Source organism: Porphyrobacter sp. ULC335, from assembly GCF_025917005.1.
GTDB lineage: Bacteria > Pseudomonadota > Alphaproteobacteria > Sphingomonadales > Sphingomonadaceae > Erythrobacter.
This window is the reverse complement of sequence record NZ_CP078091.1, coordinates 2,957,216-2,972,687: the sequence shown is the minus strand read 5'-3', so window position 1 is coordinate 2,972,687 and position 15,472 is coordinate 2,957,216. Positions and strand designations below refer to the sequence as shown.

Below are 15,472 nucleotides of genomic sequence, written 5' to 3'. Positions count from 1 at the left end.
GGCCGAAAGCCAGCCTGTCTCTTTTGCTAACACTATTGCTGAAAACTGCACATTTCGCGCAGCATCGCTTTGCAAAGGCGCAGAAAAAATCGTAAGCAGCAAGCCTTCTTTCGGGTCGCGCCGCGAAGGAGAATTCGCATGATGCGTTCGGTTGGCACTTTGACCCGCGCTGATCTGGCAGAAACCATCAATCGCAAGATGGGCTTCAGCCGGGCCGAGTCGCTCGATATGGTAGAGGCAATCCTCGCCAAGATGAGCGATGCTCTCGCCAAGGGCGAAAACGTCAAGATTTCGGGCTTCGGCAGCTTCGTGCTGCGTGACAAGAATGAACGGATCGGCCGCAATCCCAAGACCGGGATCGAAGTGCCGATCACCCCGCGCCGGGTGATGACCTTCCGGGCCAGCCAGCTGCTCAAGGAACGCATCGCCAAGGGCTAAGGGCCAACAGGGGTAAAGTACCCCTCAGGCGAGCCAACACAGTGAGGTTTGATGACCGGTTTCGATGACGGCAAGGACGACGGCGCATTGCGCACGATCGGCGAAGTCAGCGAGGCGCTGGGCATCAAACCGCACGTGCTGCGCTACTGGGAAGCGCAATTCCCGCTGCTGAAGCCGCTGAAGCGCAGCGGCGGGCGGCGCTATTACCGCGCTGCCGATATCGAAATGGTCCAGACCATCGACCGGCTGGTGAACCGTGAGGGCTACACCCTCAAGGGCGCCGAGGCAGTGCTGCGCGCGGCAGCCAAATCCGCGCTCGACCGCCGCAAGGATGATCGCCGCGGCGGCGACAGGCGGGTTGACGCTGATGATGGTGAATTGCCGGGCGTGCGGCTGATGGTTTCCGAAGCACCCGAGATGACCGAGGTGATCGCGGGGCTGAAGGCGGTCCGCGCACGGTTGGCGGCAGCGCTGGGGGCCTAACGCCTACTCCGCCGCCAGCAGCGCGGCTTCTCCCAGATCGACGCTCACCAGGCGCGAGACGCCTTTTTCCGCCATTGTCACACCGAACAGGCGGTGCATCCGGCTCATCGTCACCGCGTTGTGGGTGACGATCAGGTAGCGCGTGGTGGTGGTGCGGACCATCGAATCCAGCAAATCGCAGAAGCGTTCGACGTTGGCGTCGTCCAGCGGCGCATCGACTTCGTCGAGCACGCAGATCGGCGCGGGGTTGGTGAGGAACAGCGCGAAGATCAGCGCGGTCGCGGTCAGCGCCTGCTCACCGCCCGAGAGGAGCGACAGCGATTGCAGGCGCTTGCCCGGCGGCTGGGCGTAGATTTCGAGGCCAGCTTCCAGCGGATCGTCGCTATCGACCAGCGCGAGATGCGCTTGCCCGCCTTCGAACAACCGGGTGAACAGCACACGGAAATGCCCGTCGACCGCTTCGAAGGCCGCGCGCAGGCGTTCGCGGCCTTCGCGGTTGAGGCTGCCGATCGAACCGCGCAACCGCGCAATCGCCTCGACCAACTCGGCCTGCTCCTCGGCGCTGGACCCATGTTCAGCCTCGATCCGGGCAAGTTCATCGGCGGCGACGAGGTTGACCGGCCCGATCCGTTCGCGCGCGGCGGTGAGCTTTTCAAGCTCGGTGGATTCGTCGGCGGCAGGGGCAAGGTCGGTCTCGTCGAAGCCGAAGCGTTCACCCAGTAGCGGCGGCGGGCACTGGAAGCGTTCGCCCGAGATGCGCGCCATTTCTGCGCGGCGCAGCTCCTCGTTCTCGGCGCGGGCGGCCAGGCTGGCGCGGCTTTCGCGGGCCTGGGCGAGGACTTCGGTACGGGTGGCAAGCGCAGCATCGGCGGCACGTTGCCGCGTGTCGGCCTCGCGCATCACCGCGTCAGCGGCGGCGAGTTCCGCGGCAAAGCGCGTGCGGGCTTCCTCGCCGGATTCGATCTCGGCGGAGAGCGCGGCAGGTTTGGCGGCGTGGACGGCGTGTTCGTCGGCGATTTCCGCAAGCCGCCGGGTGGTTTCGGCCATGCGCCGCTCGGCATCGGAGGAGCGCGCCTGCCATCCGGCGTGGTCGGCAGCTTGTGCCGCAAGCCGTTCACGCGCGACTGCCAGCGCCTGATCCTGTGCGGCCAGTTCGGCGAGGGCGGATTGCACCGCGGCGCGGGCGGCGGTGTTCTTCGCTTGCGCGGCTTCCAAGGCGGCGCGTCCGGCGTCCTTTTCAGGGAGGCGGGCGCAGGCTTCGCGTGCGGTTACGACTTCGCCCTTCGCGGCGGCGATCTGGGTTTCGATATCACCGGCGCTAGCGGCGAGTTCGGCGAGGCGCGCGGCGAGGCGATCCTTGGCGGCTTCGGCCTGATCGAGCCGGCGCAGCGCCTGACGTTCTGCCTCGATTGCGCCAGCGATGCCGCGTTCCTGCGCCACGAGGGCGGTCTGGAGCGCCGCCAACTCCTCGCGCACCGCCTTGTCCTCGGCCTCGGCCCGGGCGGCGGCTTCGCGCAAGGGGGGGAGGGCGGCGTCGAGTTCGGCAAAGCGGTTGGCGGCTTCAAGCTGCGCTGCTTCTGCCGCGCCTTCACCGCGCGCGACGAAGCCGTCCCAGCGGCGCAGGTGCCCGGCGCGGGTCACCAGCCATTCGCCCGGAGCCAGCGCGCGGCCATCATCGGCATCGACACAATGCACCAGCGCGAGGCGGGCGGCGAGTTCTTCGGGGCATTGCGAGAGGCGGGCGGCCAAGCTGTCGGCCACCGGCTTGGGCGCAGGCGCACCTGTCCAGAAGCGCCCGTCCTGCGGGCTGGCGGGGGCGCCCAGCGGCGATTTCCCGTCACGCCCCAGCACGGCGGCAAGCGCGCGTTCGTAGCCCGGAGCGACCGTCACGCGGTCGAGCGCGGTCGCCATGCCCTGCCGCCCGGCCTCCCGCTTGGCGCGGGCGTCGCGGTCACGGGCGAGGGCGGTGTGCTCGCGTTCGATCCCGGCGAGCTCGGCACGGGCAGCGGCCAATGCAGAGGCCGCGTCATCGCGCAGCGTCTGCAATTCACCCTTGCGACCCTGATCTTCGGCCAACTTTGCGCGCAGCCGGGCGAGTTCCTCCGCCGCGTCCTCGGCAGCTTCACGCGCGGCGATGACATCGGCCTCGGGATCGCCGCTCGCTGCCAAATCGGCGCGGGCGCGGGCGATGCGCGCGGCTTCGGCTTCGATCCGGGCGAGGCGGTTTTCGGCCTGTTCGACCGCCGCTTCGGCAACGCGCCACTCGGCTTCGACCCCGGCCTGATCGGCGGTTGCCTTGGCCAGCGCGAGTTCGGCGGCGCGGCTGGCGCGTTCCTTGTCCTCGGCCTTCTCGGCGATCAGCGGACGCGCAGCCTCGGCGGCGGCGACGGCGTCACGGCTGGCGGCGACTTCCTGCGTCAAGCGCCCCAGCGCCTCGACCGCCGCGCCGGTCAGCCGGTCGGCGTCGCTGCGGTCTTCCTCCAGCCGCTTGCGCTGCCGTTCCAGATCGGCAAGCCGCGTTTCGGCCGCTTCCAGCTTTTCGGCGAGCGCCGCCATGCGATGTCCGTGGGCGCTGGCATCATCGCGGCGGTCGGCAAGTTCCTCGCGCGCATCGGCGAGCGCCTGCGCGGCCTCGGCCTGTTCGCGCTGTGCGACCTCCACAGCCGCCTGCGCTTCGGCAACCTGAGCATTGGCCGCTTCGGCTGCAGCCCGCGCGGCCTTGGCGGCGGCTGCGGCCTCGCGCCAGCGTGCGAACAGCAGGCGCGCTTCGGCAGCCTGAATCCTGTGGGTGAGTTCTGTGTAACGCTCTGCCTGCTTGGCCTGCCGCTTCAACGAGGCGATCTGTGCGTCGAGGCCCGCCATCAGGTCTTCGAGCCGCGCGAGGTTCGCCTCCGCCCCGCGCAGCTTGCCCTCGGCATCCTTGCGGCGCACGTGCAGCCCGGCGATCCCGGCGGCCTCTTCCAGCATCGCGCGGCGCTCGGCAGGCTTGGCGGCGATGACCTGCGCAATCTTGCCCTGGCTGACGAGTGCGGGGGAATGCGCGCCGGTCGCCGCATCGGCGAAGGTCAGCGCAACATCCTTGGCGCGCACGTCCCGCCCGTTGACGCGATAGGCGCTGCCCGCGCCGCGCTCGATCCGGCGGGTGACGACCAGTTCATCATCGCGGTCATCGCTGGCGTGGAGCACCACTTCGGCAAAGTCGCGCGGGGGGCGGGTGGAGGTGCCCGCAAAGATCACATCCTCCATCCCGCCCGATCGCATCGACTTGGCCGAGGTTTCCCCCATGACCCAGCGGATCGCTTCGAGCAGGTTGGATTTGCCGCAGCCATTGGGGCCGACAACGCCGGTCAGCCCGGGCTCGATACGCAATTCCGCCGGCTCGACGAAGCTCTTGAACCCGCTGAGCTTGAGCCGGTGGATCTGCATCAGACTGACGTAGCGCCCCCGCCGTCAGCCTCAGCGCGCGCCGGCGCGCTGGAGGGCCGGTTCGACCACTTCCCAGGTCGTGCCTTCGATCTTCTTGCCGTTGAGGAAGAAGGTCGGCGTGCCGGCGATCTTGTCCTTGTCGTTATTGGCTTCGACGGTCTTCACCAAAGCTTCGATCTTGGCAGTGTCGGCAAGGCAGGAGCGGGCCTGATCGGCGCTGAGCCCGCGTGCGGCGAAGAATTCGATAAGGCCGGTCGCCTCGCCAATTGCGACAAAGCGCTGGTTGAGCGGCAGCGCGCTCGCCGCCTGTACCGCCTGCGGGTTGCCCTGAAGCCCGGCGAACACGCTTTCGAGGTTCCCCCAGACCTGATCGGACAGCGGCTGGAACTGTTCCTTCGCGCCGCACTGGGCGAGGCCCGCGATCACCACGTCGAAGGGATTGAGAAACGCCTCGCGCTGTTCGAAGCTGACAACGCCGCTGGCGACATACTTGTCCTTGAGCGTCGGCTTGCCGGTCTTGGCAAAGTCCGCGCAGTGGCCGCAGGTGTGCGAGGCATATTCGACCAGCTTGATCGGCGCATCGGGGTTGCCGATCATGTACCCGCCTTCGGGTGTTACGGTGACGGTGTCGGCCCACTTGGTCCCGGCCGGCGCGGCGATGGCGGGCAGTGCCTCGCCCGAGGCGGCACCATCAGCCGTGGCGGCATCGTCGCACGCAGCGAGCATCAGCGGCGCAAGCGCGAGCAGGGGGAGCGAGAACAGGCGGGTCACGGTCATCAGCTGGCAATCCTTGGTATGTCGAGCGGGAGAGAATAGCCCCTCACACAGCGGTGCAGCAAGCATTCGCCAAGGGGCTGTGAACAATTCGGATCAGCCGGGCGCAGCCGGGTTGTCCGCAGGAGCGGCGGTGAACTTGGCCGACAGCACCGGATAGAGCGCTTCCCAGCCGTGAACATCCTTCAGCAGCTTGCCATCCAGCGCGAAACTGGGCGTGCTGTTCACGCCGAATTCGGCACCATCGGCCGTGCCATTGTCGATCAGCGCCTTGGCAGCGGCATCATTGGACAGGCAGGCGTCCAGCGCGGCCTGCGATTCCCCGCGCTGGACGAGCATCGTCGTCAGCCCGAGGGCGTTGGCGGCGTTCATCCGCCCGGATTTGTCCGCGCGCATCCACAGCGCAATCTGGGTCTGCGGCGCAGCGCGTGCCTTGCCGAGCCAGTCTGCCTGGCTGAGCATCAGCGCCTGATGGCGGCCCTTGAACCCGGCGGGGTCGCCGCACTGGGCCAGCAGCGTGACTGTGAGATCCAGCCCGTTGCGGATCACCGGACGCACTTCGAGGGTGATCTTGCCCGGCATCAGCAGCACCAGTTCCAGCGCCGGTTCGCCGCGCGCGGCAAAGTCCGAACAGTGCGGGCAGGTGTAGCTGATGAATTCGATCAGCTTGGTATCGGCTTCCGGATTGCCGATGATGTGGCCGCGTGCCGTGCGGGAAATGGTCGTCTGCCAGTTGCCCGGATTGTCTTTGGGATTGAAAGCACTGCCCGGACGCGAAAGATCCTGCGGGGGCTTCTGCTGCGCGGTCGCGGCGCCGGTTGCCAGCGTCAGGGCGGCTGCGGCGGCGGAAAGAAGGAGGGGCTTGATCATGGCAGGTCGTCTTCCTGAGGGGGCGCGGCCTCGTTGTTCGAGAGGCTGCGGGCAAGCGATTCGAGGACTGTGCGCAGTTCCGGATCGCCGATATCGCGCAAGCTGTCGCCCAATTCCAGCGGGATCGGCTTCAATGATGGCGGCGGCTTGGCAGGGCGCCCGTCGGCGGGCGGCGTGACCGCGCCCTGCCGCAGCTTGACCCGGGCCACAGCGCGGTAACCGAAGAAGCGGTTCACCCGTTCGATAATCTCGGGGATGACCTGCTGGATCAGCGGGGCATGGGCGGCGACGACCACCAGATCGAGGATACCGTCAGCTTTCTCTCCCGGAGGAAAGCGGATCGCTTCCGGGCTGCACACGCGGGCGTGCTGGGGGCCGACAATCTCGGGCCAGCGGGTGACGACCGAGCTTTGCACGAAGCCGAAGCGGCGAAAGGCGGTGCGGCCGATTTCGGGGGTGAGATCGCCGATCGCCTTCACACCCCGTCCACGCGGGCGGGTGTAGGGTTTGGGCGCTGCCTTGCCGGTGGTTTTCTTGTCGCTTCCCATGATTGCCCCCGCCATGCCATAGGCCGCGCGTGACTGCCAGCATCTCCGATCAGCTTCTCGCATGGTATGATGTCCATGCCCGCGACCTGCCGTGGCGCGTGCCGCCGGGAAATGCGCTGCCGGATGATCCGGCGTGGCCGTACCGGGTGTGGCTGTCGGAAGTGATGCTCCAGCAGACCACGGTTGCGGCGGTGAAGCCCTATTTTGCCAAGTTCACGGCAGTTTGGCCGACGGTCGAGGCGCTGGCCGCTGCGAGCGACGATGACGTCATGGCGGCATGGGCGGGGCTTGGATATTATTCGCGCGCCCGCAACCTGCTCAAATGCGCCCGTGCGGTGGCGGAGCGGGGCGGCTTTCCCGACACCGAGGCGGAGCTGAGAAAGCTCCCCGGATTGGGCGATTACACGGCCGCCGCCATCGCGGCGATTGCCTTCGGGCGGCGGGCGGTTGTGGTCGATGCCAATGTCGAGCGGGTGGCGGCGCGGCTGTTCGCCATCGACGAGCCGCTCCCCGCAGCGCGCAAGGCGATCCGTGCGGCGACCGACAGGATCACGCCGGACACGCGGGCTGGTGATTTTGCCCAGGCGATGATGGACCTCGGAGCGCATGTCTGCACCAGCCGCGCCCCGCGCTGTCTGCTCTGCCCGCTGGCCGGGGATTGCGAGGGCCGCAAGGCTGGCGAGCCCGAACGTCTGCCGGTCAAGCCTGCGAAGAAACCCGTGCCCGAACGGCGCGGGGCGGCGTTCTGGATAACGCGCAACAACGGCGCGGAGGTGTGGCTCGTCACCCGCCCCGGCACCGGGATGCTCGGCGGAATGCGCGCCTTGCCGGACGATGGCTGGACGGCGCGCTCAGACGGATCGGGTGAGGGGCCGTTGGCGGGGGCGTGGCGCACGCTGGGCGCGGTGCGGCATGGCTTCACCCATGCGAGCCTGACCTTGCAGGTGGACGCACTCGAAACATCGACAGCACCCGAAGGCGAGGGCCAGTGGTGGCCGGTGGAGCGGATCGGCGAGGCGGGGCTGGCGACACTCTTCGCCAAGGCCGCCCAGCTCGCGCTCGCCGAGGATTAGATCACTCCGCCGCCGAGCGTCAGCCGGACGGCCGCAATCAGCAGCACCACGAGGCAGAAGTTGCGCCCGCCATCTTTCGACGACAGCGCGCCAAGGATAACGCCGACGACGATCAGCGGCAGGGCGAGCCAGTTGGCCCAGCCCAGCAGCGGGATCTGCGCGGGGATGACGATCACGAGGCTGACAAGGCCGACGAGATAGGCAAGTACGTTGAGCATGTGTCTTATATGGCTAAGGCACCTTCCGATTGCAAGCGCACTGCGGTTTGCGCGCGATTGACCAGCGCGGGCTCCTGCCGCAGACATGCCCGCGCACCCGTTTCGGAGATTCTGTCCCCATGCCCATTCACGACCTCGCCTCGCCTGCACTCTCGCGCCGCACGCTGTTCCGGAACAGTGCGCTGCTGGCGGGCGGTGCTGCGCTGACATCACTGCCGTTCGGGCGGCAATTGCTGGCGCATAATGTCGAGGAAAACTGGCCGAATGTCGCCGCGATGGCCAACAAATATGTCAGCTCGCGCAAGCTCGCCAACCTGTTCCTGACCTTCGGCTGGGGGCAGGAGGATCACGCCCACACCGTCGGCGGCGGCACGCTGGCGCTGGGCAAGCCGGCCGAGGTGGACGTAAACTCGCTCTACCGCATCTATTCGATGTCGAAGCCGATCACCGGCATGGCGACCATGATCCTGATCGACGAGGGCAAGCTTGGCCTCGACCAGCCGGTGCACGAAATCCTGCCCGCCTTCCGCGACATGAGGGTGCTGATCGATCCTGAAGGGCCGCTGGATGATACCGTCCCCGCCAATCAGCCGATCACCATCCGCCAGCTGCTCACCCACACGGCGGGCCTCGGCTACCAGATCATCAGCAAGGGGCCGTTGCAGAAGGCCTTCAACGAACAAGGCCTGATCGGCGGGCGGGTCAGCCGTATGCCGATCCCCGGCATCGAACCGGTCAAGCCTGCTCCCGGCCTTGCCGTCTGGGCCGACCGTCTCGCCGAACTGCCGCTGATGTACCAGCCCGCGACCAAGTGGAGCTATTCCTGCTCGATTGACCTGCTCGGGCGGGTCATCGAAGTGGCGAGCGGCATGGAGTTCGAGGCCTTCCTGAAGGCACGCATCTTCGATCCCTGCGGCATGACCAGCACGTGGATGCAGGTGCCCGCCAGCGAGGCGCACCGTCTGACCGACAATTACGGCATCGTCGGCGGCACGCCTTTCCCGATCGATCCGGCGCCGAACTCGGTGTTCCTCGATCCGGCCGAAGTCGCTGCCGGGGGCGGAGGATTGGTGTCGAGCCCCAAGGATTACGACCGCTTCCTGCGGATGCTGCTCGGCTACGGGCGGATCGACGGCAAGTTCGTGATGAGCGAGGAAGCGGTGCGGGTTGGCACGTCGAACCTGCTGCCTGCGACGGTCGACCTGACCGGCAGCTGGATCGCAGGCGAAGGCCATGGTGCCGGCGGCCGGACCAAGGGCGGGACCTTTGGCTGGGGCGGGGCGGCAGGCACGCTCGGCGCGGTCGATTTTGAACTCGGCCTGCGCACCGGCCTGTGGACGCAGTACATGCCGTCCGAAGCCTATCCGATCCGTGACGAATTCCTCGCCGCGGTGGATGCCGATCTCGCCGCGATGCGCGCGAAGAAGAAGGCCGCCTGATGCACGCACCTGCTGCCTCCGCGCCGGTCATGGCCTTTGCGGGCTCACCGCTCGACCGGGCGGATCACATCCGCGTCGATGACGAAGCGCTCGCCGGCCTGATGAACTGGCGTGCGCGGGTGCTGCTGCTTGATGGGCTGCTGCCGGGCGTGGACGATGCGGGCGGTCTGGTGTGGGGCAGCCTTGCCGACGTACCCGAAAATGCCGAACTGGTGTTTCTCGGGATGATGGACGGCAAAGCGCATTTCGTCCCGGTGCCGGGCGAGGGCGCGGAAGGCCCGGCCTATGCCATGCCGAGGGCGTGGCAGCTGATGACGCAGCTCTCCCCGCCCGATCTGGCGATCTATGGCGGGGCGCGCAGCCTTGCCGATTGGCACGCGCGGCACCGGTTCTGTGCGCGCTGCGGTTCGGGCACGAAGCTGGTCAAGGGCGGCTGGCAACGCCACTGCGACAATTGCGGCGCGGACCACTTCCCGCGCACCGATCCGGTGACGATCATGCTGGTCGAGCATGAGGGCAAACTGCTGCTCGGCCGCCAGCCACGCTTCCCGCCCAAGATGTATTCGGCGCTCGCGGGCTTTGTCGAACCGGGCGAGACCATCGAGGAAGCGGTCGCGCGCGAAATCCACGAGGAAGCGGGCGTGCGGGTGCGCGATGTGCAATATATCGCCAGCCAGCCATGGCCCTTCCCGAGCCAGCTGATGATCGGCTGCACCTCGGTCGCGGATGATCCGGAACTCACCATCGACACCACCGAACTCGAAGACGCGCGCTGGTTCACCCGCGAGGAACTGGAAGCGGCGCGCGCGGCTGGCGAGGCGGGGACCGACCTCCTCTATTTCCCGCGCCCCTTCGCTATCGCGCATCACCTCGTGACGTGGTGGCTCGACCGGTGACGGAACAGAAGCTCACCATCGACATCTATTCCGATGTCATGTGCCCGTGGTGCCTGATCGGTTATGGCCAACTGACCAAGGCGCTGGGAGAGCTGGAAGGCGAGATCGCGGCGGAAATCCGCTGGCGGCCGTTCGAACTCAACCCCGATATGCCGCCTGAGGGTGAGGAGCAGGAAGCGCATCTCCAGCGCAAATACCGCCGCTCCGCCGAGGAGGGCGCAGGCCTTCGCAACCAGATGAAATCGATCGCGGAAGGCGCGGGCGTGTCGCTGTCCTACGAGGCTGCCAAAGACGAGGGGGGTGAAGCACCGCCAGCGATGATGTGGAACACCCGCGATTGCCACAAGCTGCTCGGCTTCGCGCTGGAGCAAGCGGGGCCGCAGGTGCAGACCGCGCTCAAGCTCGCGCTGTTCCGCGCCCATTTCAACGAGCGCAGGCCGCTGGGCGACCGCGATGTGCTGCTCGATATCGCCGCCAGCGTCGGCCTGCACCGCGCAGCCGCCAAGGCCGCGCTCGACGATCCCGGTCTCGAAGCCCGCGTGCTGGCCGAGGAACAGCAAGCGTGGGACATGAACATCTCGGGCGTCCCGGCGATGATCGTTGAAGGCAAGTTCCTGATCCCCGGCGCGCAGGCCCCCGAGGTCTATGTGAACGCCCTGCGCCGCGTGGCGGAAAAGACCCGCGCGGCGGCGGGGTAGGGCGCTAAACCAGCCCCAGCCGTTCCAGCTTCATCGCCAGCTTGCCGGGCAGGGCATCGCCGATGTCCTCACCCTCGGCGACGTCCTTGGGGGCCTTGTCATCGGTGAGGTAGCGCCAGCCCTGATGCGCGCGTTTCGCCTGCTGGTGGACGCGGATCAGGCGCGGTTCCAGCACGATGTCCCAGCGCCCGTCCTCGGTCTTCTCGAAGCCGAGGATCGTCGAACGCGCGACGATGGCGTGATTGATGATCCAGAACAGCGATCCGCCGACGCACTCCTCGTGCCGGGTCGGCCGGTTGCGGGTGGTCAGGCAGATGCCCCCGCGCCCCTCATACCATCCGGCGAGATGGTCATAGCTTTTCGCGCCAAAGGCGATCTTGGTCAGGTGCAGCGGCATGGGGGGGCTTTCCGGCACCCCCGCGCCGGAGTCAACGACTGAGGTATTCGTCGAGCGTCAGATGGAGCTGGCGGATGCGCGCTTCCTGATAATTGCCGAGCGTCTGCGCCCCCTTGCGCGAGGCCTTGGCCCCGTCGCGCTGGAGTTTGAGGTTCTCGGTATCCTGATCGAGGATTTCCGCCAGCGCGAAGCCGGGGACGGTGGTGTAACTGTCCTCCACCCCCAGCCTGATCGGGGTGGCGGGCGGCGGGCGTTCTCCCGATGCGGGCAGGGGTTGCAGGACGAGGATTTCGTGCAAGCATTCGTCCGGCCCCAGCGGGCGGAAGCGGTAACAAAGGCGGATATTGATGCCGGGGAAGAAGAAGGCATTGGGGAAGAGGAAGTATTCGATCGAATCCATCATCTCGGTGGTGGAAACGCCCGACAGATCGGTGCCGAAAGCTGCGCCCAGTTCATCGCGGAGCAGACGGGCGTGTTCGGCACGGGCCGATGCGCCTTCGGGCAAGGCCGCCGGATCGCGGCCGAGTTTTCCGAACAGGGTCGCTTCGCTCACCTCCTGCCGGATATGCGGACTCGGCACGCCGACCGCGTGGATGAAGCGCGACACGTGCTTGCCGAAGATATCGTACTGCGCATTGGCGTCGGCGGCGGTGTAGACCGCCTGCGCGTGGGTCTCGAGCACGTGCCATGCTTCGAGAAACGCCTCCATCGCCATCTTCCAATTGGCGGGCAGCACCTTTTCGGTGTGCAGCGCCACATAGCGATCATCCATCGGCCAGAGTTTGAAGTGCTCCGGCATCACCTCAAGCTGGCTGGCCAGTGTCGGGGGGTTTTCGCCCATGTGGATGAACACGAACCCGCCCCAGGTGTCGCAGGCGACCTCATCAAGGCCGAAGTTTTCTTCGCTTACGTGCGGGAAATCCCAGCGGCACGGAACTTCCCGAAGCGTCCCGTCGAGGTTCCAGCTCATCCCGTGGAAGGGGCAACGGATGTTGGCGCGGCGCACCCCGCGTGAGCCTTCGGCGGCGAACTTCATGCCCCGGTGCGGGCAGGAATTGATGAAGGCGCGGACGACCAGGTCCGCGCCGCGCACCACCAGCACCGAGTGGTGACCGACGTCGTAAACATACCGGTCGCCCGGATCGGGGATGTGCTCCTCGCGGCAGGCCCATTGCCAGACGTTCGGCCACAGGCGCTCCAGCTCCTGGGTTTCGAATTCAGGGTCGATGTAGCGCGCAAAGGGCAGGTCTTCGTCGCCGAGGAAGGTGTAGGCCTGCTGGCGCATCGCGGCGGGGGGATTGTCCCCGTCGCCATCGAGAATGTCCTGCATCGAAGGGCCGGGGCAGCGTGCCTCTCCGGGAGCCAGCGCGGGGTCCGAAGGGGCGGTGAGATCGGGCTTGCTCATGCGCGCATGGCCTCGCGATTGTAGAGCGGGTCGTCCGGCTTGCGCTGGCCGATGATGAAGGGTGCTGCTGCAAGCATGGTGTCGCTCGCCGGATCGTCGCGCAGCCAGTCCACCAGTTCGGAGCGGTAGGCGATCTTCCACACGCCCTCGCGCCGCTCGTACCGGTCGACGTAGCGGCCTGCGATGAACAGATCGCGCTTCGCCCCGTCGCCGTCCGTGGTGCGGTGGTACGCCTGATAATAGACCTCGCCCAAGGCCTCGTCTGCCGAAGTGAAGTCGATCAGGTGCTGGCCGAGCATGTGGTGGTTGCGATCGTGATCCGCCAACGCCGCCATGCAGAACGTCGCGAATTCCGCAGGGCTGCCACTGAAAATGCCGTATTCGCAGGCCGCATCCGGCCAGAACTGCGCGGCGAGCAGGTCACCATCCAGCCGGTCGAGCCCGCGCATGTAGAGCGCGGCCAGATCGATGATGGCGAAGCGATCGTCCGCGCCCGCCATCAGGCGATACTCAACCCCCCGTCGACAATAAACGGCGCGCCGGTGGCGAACTTGCTCTCGTCGCTGGCGAGATAGACGACGAGATGCGCGATATCGTCAACCTCGCCCATGCGGCCAATCGGCTGGGCGACCGAGAATGCCGCGCGGGTCGCGTCGGGATCGGGCGTGCCGGCGATCACGCTCTCCACGTTGGGCGTCAGGATCGTTCCGGGCTGCACCGAGTTGACGCGCACCCCGTTCTGCTCGCGCGCGCAGTAGAGCGCGATGCTCTTGGTCAGCGTCACCACCGCCGCCTTGGCGCTGTTATAGGCGGCCAGATCGGGCGAAACCTTGTTGCCCGCCGCAGACGAGAAGTTGACGATCGACCCGCCGCCGCTCTTGGCCATCAGCGGGATGGCTGCCTTGCAGCCCATGAAGATGGAGTCGACATCGACCGTGTAGCAGCGCTTGAAATCTTCGGGGCTGATGTCGGCAATCGAGCCGAACACGGTGATCGCGGCGTTGTTGACCAGCACGTCGAGCCGGCCATGCGTGGCTTCGACCTCGGCGATGACCGCCTGCCAGCGCGCCCAGTCGGTGACGTCCTGCGGCAAGTAGCCGCAGCCCAGCTCCGCCGCCGTGGCGCGGCCTGCCGCCTCGTCGATATCGGTGATGATGACCGTCGCGCCCTCGGCCATCAAAGCCTTGGTCGCCGCCTTGCCGAGGCCCATCGCGCCGCCTGTCAGCAGCACAACCTTGCCCGCTACCCGTCCTGCCATCACTCTCTCCCCTTATCGTTCGGGAGAGGGTTAGAACGTGGCCAGACCCATCGCCACTGCCAAACCTAAGAAGGCGAAGAAGCCCATCGAGTCGGTGATCATCGTCACGAACACGCTGGAAGCGACCGCCGGATCCTGATCCAGCCGCTCGAAAATCACCGGCACCAGCACACCAGCAAGGCCCGCAATCGCGATGTTGATGATCATGGCCAGCGCAATCACCACCCCCATCATCGGCGAGAACAGGAAGCCTGCCGCCAGCCCGATCAGCAGCGCAATCGTGCCGCCATTGAGCAGCGCCACGCGAAACTCGCGCCACAATATGCGGCGGGTGTTGGAGCGGGTGAGCTGGTTCGTCGCAATCGCGCGCACCGCCACCGCCATCGTCTGCGTGCCCGCATTGCCGCCGATAGAGGCGACGATCGGCATGAGGATCGCAAGCGCCACCAGCTGTTCGATCGCCGCGCCGAAGAAGGCGATGATCGAGGAGGCGACCACCGCCGTCCCCAGATTGGCGATCAGCCAGCGCACGCGGCTGGAATAGGCCTCGCGCAGCGGCTCGTTGATGTCGCCATCGCCCGCGCCCGACATCAGCAGCGCATCTTCCGCCGCTTCTTCGGAGATGATGTGCACCACATCGTCGACGGTCATCTGCCCGACCAGTCGCCCGCTTTCATCCACCACCGCTGCAGAGATCAGCGCGTATTTCTGGAACATCAGCGCGGCTTCTTCCTGATCCATCGTCACCGGGATCAGGGTCTGGTCGCGCTTCATCAGATCGGTCAGGCGGACGTTGCGCGGCGTCGTCAGAATCCAGTTGAGCGCGCAGGTGCCCACCGGATGATGCCGCTCGTCGATCACGAAGACCTCGAAGAAATCGTGGTCGAGATCGCCGTCCTCGCGCAGGTAATCGATCAGGTCGCCGACGCTGAGATGTTCGGGAACCGCCACGAAGTGCCGGCTCATCAACCGCCCGGCGGTTTCTTCCGGATAGGCGAGCGCACTGGACACCGCCTCGCGGGTCTCCGGCTCCAGCTCGGCCATGACCGCGCGCTGATCGGCTTCGTCCAGATCCTCGATCAGCTGCACCGCGTCATCGGTGTCGAGCTGTTCGGCAATGGTCGCGACAGCCTGCGCGGACAAGGTGTCCATCAGGTCTTCGCGGACGTAATCGTTCAGTTCGGCAACCACGTCGCCGGTCATCAGGTCGCTGATGGTGGAGGCGAGCTGCGCGCGTTCGCGCGGTTCGAGCAGTTCGATCAGGTCGGCGATGTCGGCGGCGTGGAGCGGCTCGACCAGGTCATAGACCGCGCCCTTGTCGCCCGCTTCCAGCGCGACATGCACCTTGCTGACGAAGGAGGGCTTGAGGCGGTTGTCCTCGTCGTGGCGCTCGTCGTTGACGCGGTCGTCCGGACGCACCTCGGCCTCGCCGATATCGGCGATCATCAGATCGTCCTCGATGATGCGGTCTTCGGCCATATCGTGGCGGTTTAGGCAGGGAGGGGTGAAAAGCAAGCGGGGAGGGTGACACCCACGTTTTGGCTGCTAA

Annotated in this window: 16 protein-coding genes; 6 read left to right on the top strand and 10 right to left on the bottom strand. The window is 66.8% G+C overall.

The window, feature by feature from the left end; translation table 11 throughout:
- The first annotated feature begins 138 nt into the window (after window positions 1-138).
- Both KVF90_RS14265 and KVF90_RS14260 read left to right on the top strand, forming a co-directional pair.
- Window positions 139-438 (top strand): integration host factor subunit alpha, encoded by a 300-nt coding sequence (locus KVF90_RS14265; protein WP_264392236.1) that lies wholly within the window; start codon window positions 139-141, stop codon window positions 436-438.
- A 51-nt stretch (window positions 439-489) separates the two neighbouring features.
- Window positions 490-921 (top strand): MerR family transcriptional regulator, encoded by a 432-nt coding sequence (locus KVF90_RS14260; RefSeq protein ID WP_264392235.1) that lies wholly within the window; start codon window positions 490-492, stop codon window positions 919-921.
- 3 nt (window positions 922-924) lie between these two features.
- On the opposite strand, the gene KVF90_RS14255 is transcribed toward KVF90_RS14260, so the two are convergent.
- The 4 genes from KVF90_RS14255 to KVF90_RS14240 form a co-directional block, all read right to left on the bottom strand.
- Window positions 925-4,347: a chromosome segregation SMC family protein gene (locus tag KVF90_RS14255; protein WP_264392234.1), complete on the bottom strand. Its 3,423-nt coding sequence runs from the start codon at window positions 4,345-4,347 to the stop codon at window positions 925-927.
- Between the two features lie 30 nt (window positions 4,348-4,377).
- Window positions 4,378-5,124, bottom strand: a complete 747-nt coding sequence (locus KVF90_RS14250; RefSeq protein WP_264392233.1) for a DsbA family protein — start codon at window positions 5,122-5,124, stop codon at window positions 4,378-4,380.
- 93 nt (window positions 5,125-5,217) lie between these two features.
- Window positions 5,218-5,991 carry a DsbA family protein gene (locus tag KVF90_RS14245; protein WP_264392232.1) on the bottom strand — a complete coding sequence of 258 codons (774 nt, stop codon included), beginning with the start codon at window positions 5,989-5,991 and terminating at the stop codon, window positions 5,218-5,220.
- Window positions 5,988-6,554 (bottom strand): DUF721 domain-containing protein, encoded by a 567-nt coding sequence (locus tag KVF90_RS14240; protein ID WP_264392231.1) that lies wholly within the window; start codon window positions 6,552-6,554, stop codon window positions 5,988-5,990. The genes KVF90_RS14245 and KVF90_RS14240 overlap by 4 nt, the downstream gene beginning before the upstream one ends.
- Window positions 6,555-6,568: 14 nt before the next feature.
- Here KVF90_RS14240 and KVF90_RS14235 point away from each other — a divergent pair, with 14 nt between their 5' ends.
- Window positions 6,569-7,612, top strand: a complete 1,044-nt coding sequence (locus KVF90_RS14235; RefSeq protein ID WP_264392230.1) for an A/G-specific adenine glycosylase — start codon at window positions 6,569-6,571, stop codon at window positions 7,610-7,612.
- Here the strand turns inward: KVF90_RS14235 and KVF90_RS14230 are convergent.
- Window positions 7,609-7,830, bottom strand: coding sequence for a hypothetical protein (locus tag KVF90_RS14230; protein ID WP_264392229.1), 222 nt, complete (start codon window positions 7,828-7,830; stop codon window positions 7,609-7,611). The two genes, KVF90_RS14235 and KVF90_RS14230, sit on opposite strands and share 4 nt — an antisense overlap.
- 119 nt (window positions 7,831-7,949) lie before the next feature.
- On the opposite strand from KVF90_RS14230, the gene KVF90_RS14225 reads away from it, so the two are divergent.
- The 3 genes from KVF90_RS14225 to KVF90_RS14215 are packed head-to-tail and all read left to right on the top strand — an operon-like array spanning window position 7,950 to window position 10,863.
- Window positions 7,950-9,269, top strand: a complete 1,320-nt coding sequence (locus KVF90_RS14225; protein WP_264392228.1) for a serine hydrolase domain-containing protein — start codon at window positions 7,950-7,952, stop codon at window positions 9,267-9,269.
- Entirely contained in the window at window positions 9,269-10,165 is an 897-nt protein-coding gene (gene nudC, locus KVF90_RS14220) for an NAD(+) diphosphatase (RefSeq protein ID WP_264392227.1), read from the top strand. The genes KVF90_RS14225 and nudC overlap by 1 nt, the downstream gene beginning before the upstream one ends.
- Window positions 10,162-10,863: a DsbA family oxidoreductase gene (locus KVF90_RS14215; RefSeq protein ID WP_264392226.1), complete on the top strand. Its 702-nt coding sequence runs from the start codon at window positions 10,162-10,164 to the stop codon at window positions 10,861-10,863. Before nudC ends, KVF90_RS14215 begins: the two co-directional genes overlap by 4 nt.
- 4 nt (window positions 10,864-10,867) lie before the next feature.
- Here the strand turns inward: KVF90_RS14215 and KVF90_RS14210 are convergent, their stop codons facing one another.
- The 5 genes from KVF90_RS14210 to mgtE are packed head-to-tail and all read right to left on the bottom strand — an operon-like array spanning window position 10,868 to window position 15,402.
- Window positions 10,868-11,260, bottom strand: a complete 393-nt coding sequence (locus KVF90_RS14210; RefSeq protein ID WP_264392225.1) for a DUF1489 family protein — start codon at window positions 11,258-11,260, stop codon at window positions 10,868-10,870.
- A 31-nt stretch (window positions 11,261-11,291) separates the two neighbouring features.
- Window positions 11,292-12,665 carry an aromatic ring-hydroxylating dioxygenase subunit alpha gene (locus tag KVF90_RS14205; protein ID WP_264392224.1) on the bottom strand — a complete coding sequence of 458 codons (1,374 nt, stop codon included), beginning with the start codon at window positions 12,663-12,665 and terminating at the stop codon, window positions 11,292-11,294.
- Window positions 12,662-13,165, bottom strand: a complete 504-nt coding sequence (locus KVF90_RS14200; protein WP_264392223.1) for a nuclear transport factor 2 family protein — start codon at window positions 13,163-13,165, stop codon at window positions 12,662-12,664. The genes KVF90_RS14205 and KVF90_RS14200 overlap by 4 nt, the downstream gene beginning before the upstream one ends.
- A complete protein-coding gene (locus tag KVF90_RS14195; RefSeq protein ID WP_264392222.1) occupies window positions 13,165-13,923 on the bottom strand; it encodes an SDR family oxidoreductase in 759 nt (252 codons plus the stop codon). Before KVF90_RS14195 ends, KVF90_RS14200 begins: the two co-directional genes overlap by 1 nt.
- A 30-nt stretch (window positions 13,924-13,953) precedes the next feature.
- Window positions 13,954-15,402, bottom strand: coding sequence for a magnesium transporter (gene mgtE / locus KVF90_RS14190; RefSeq protein WP_264392221.1), 1,449 nt, complete (start codon window positions 15,400-15,402; stop codon window positions 13,954-13,956).
- Window positions 15,403-15,472: the final 70 nt, after the last annotated feature.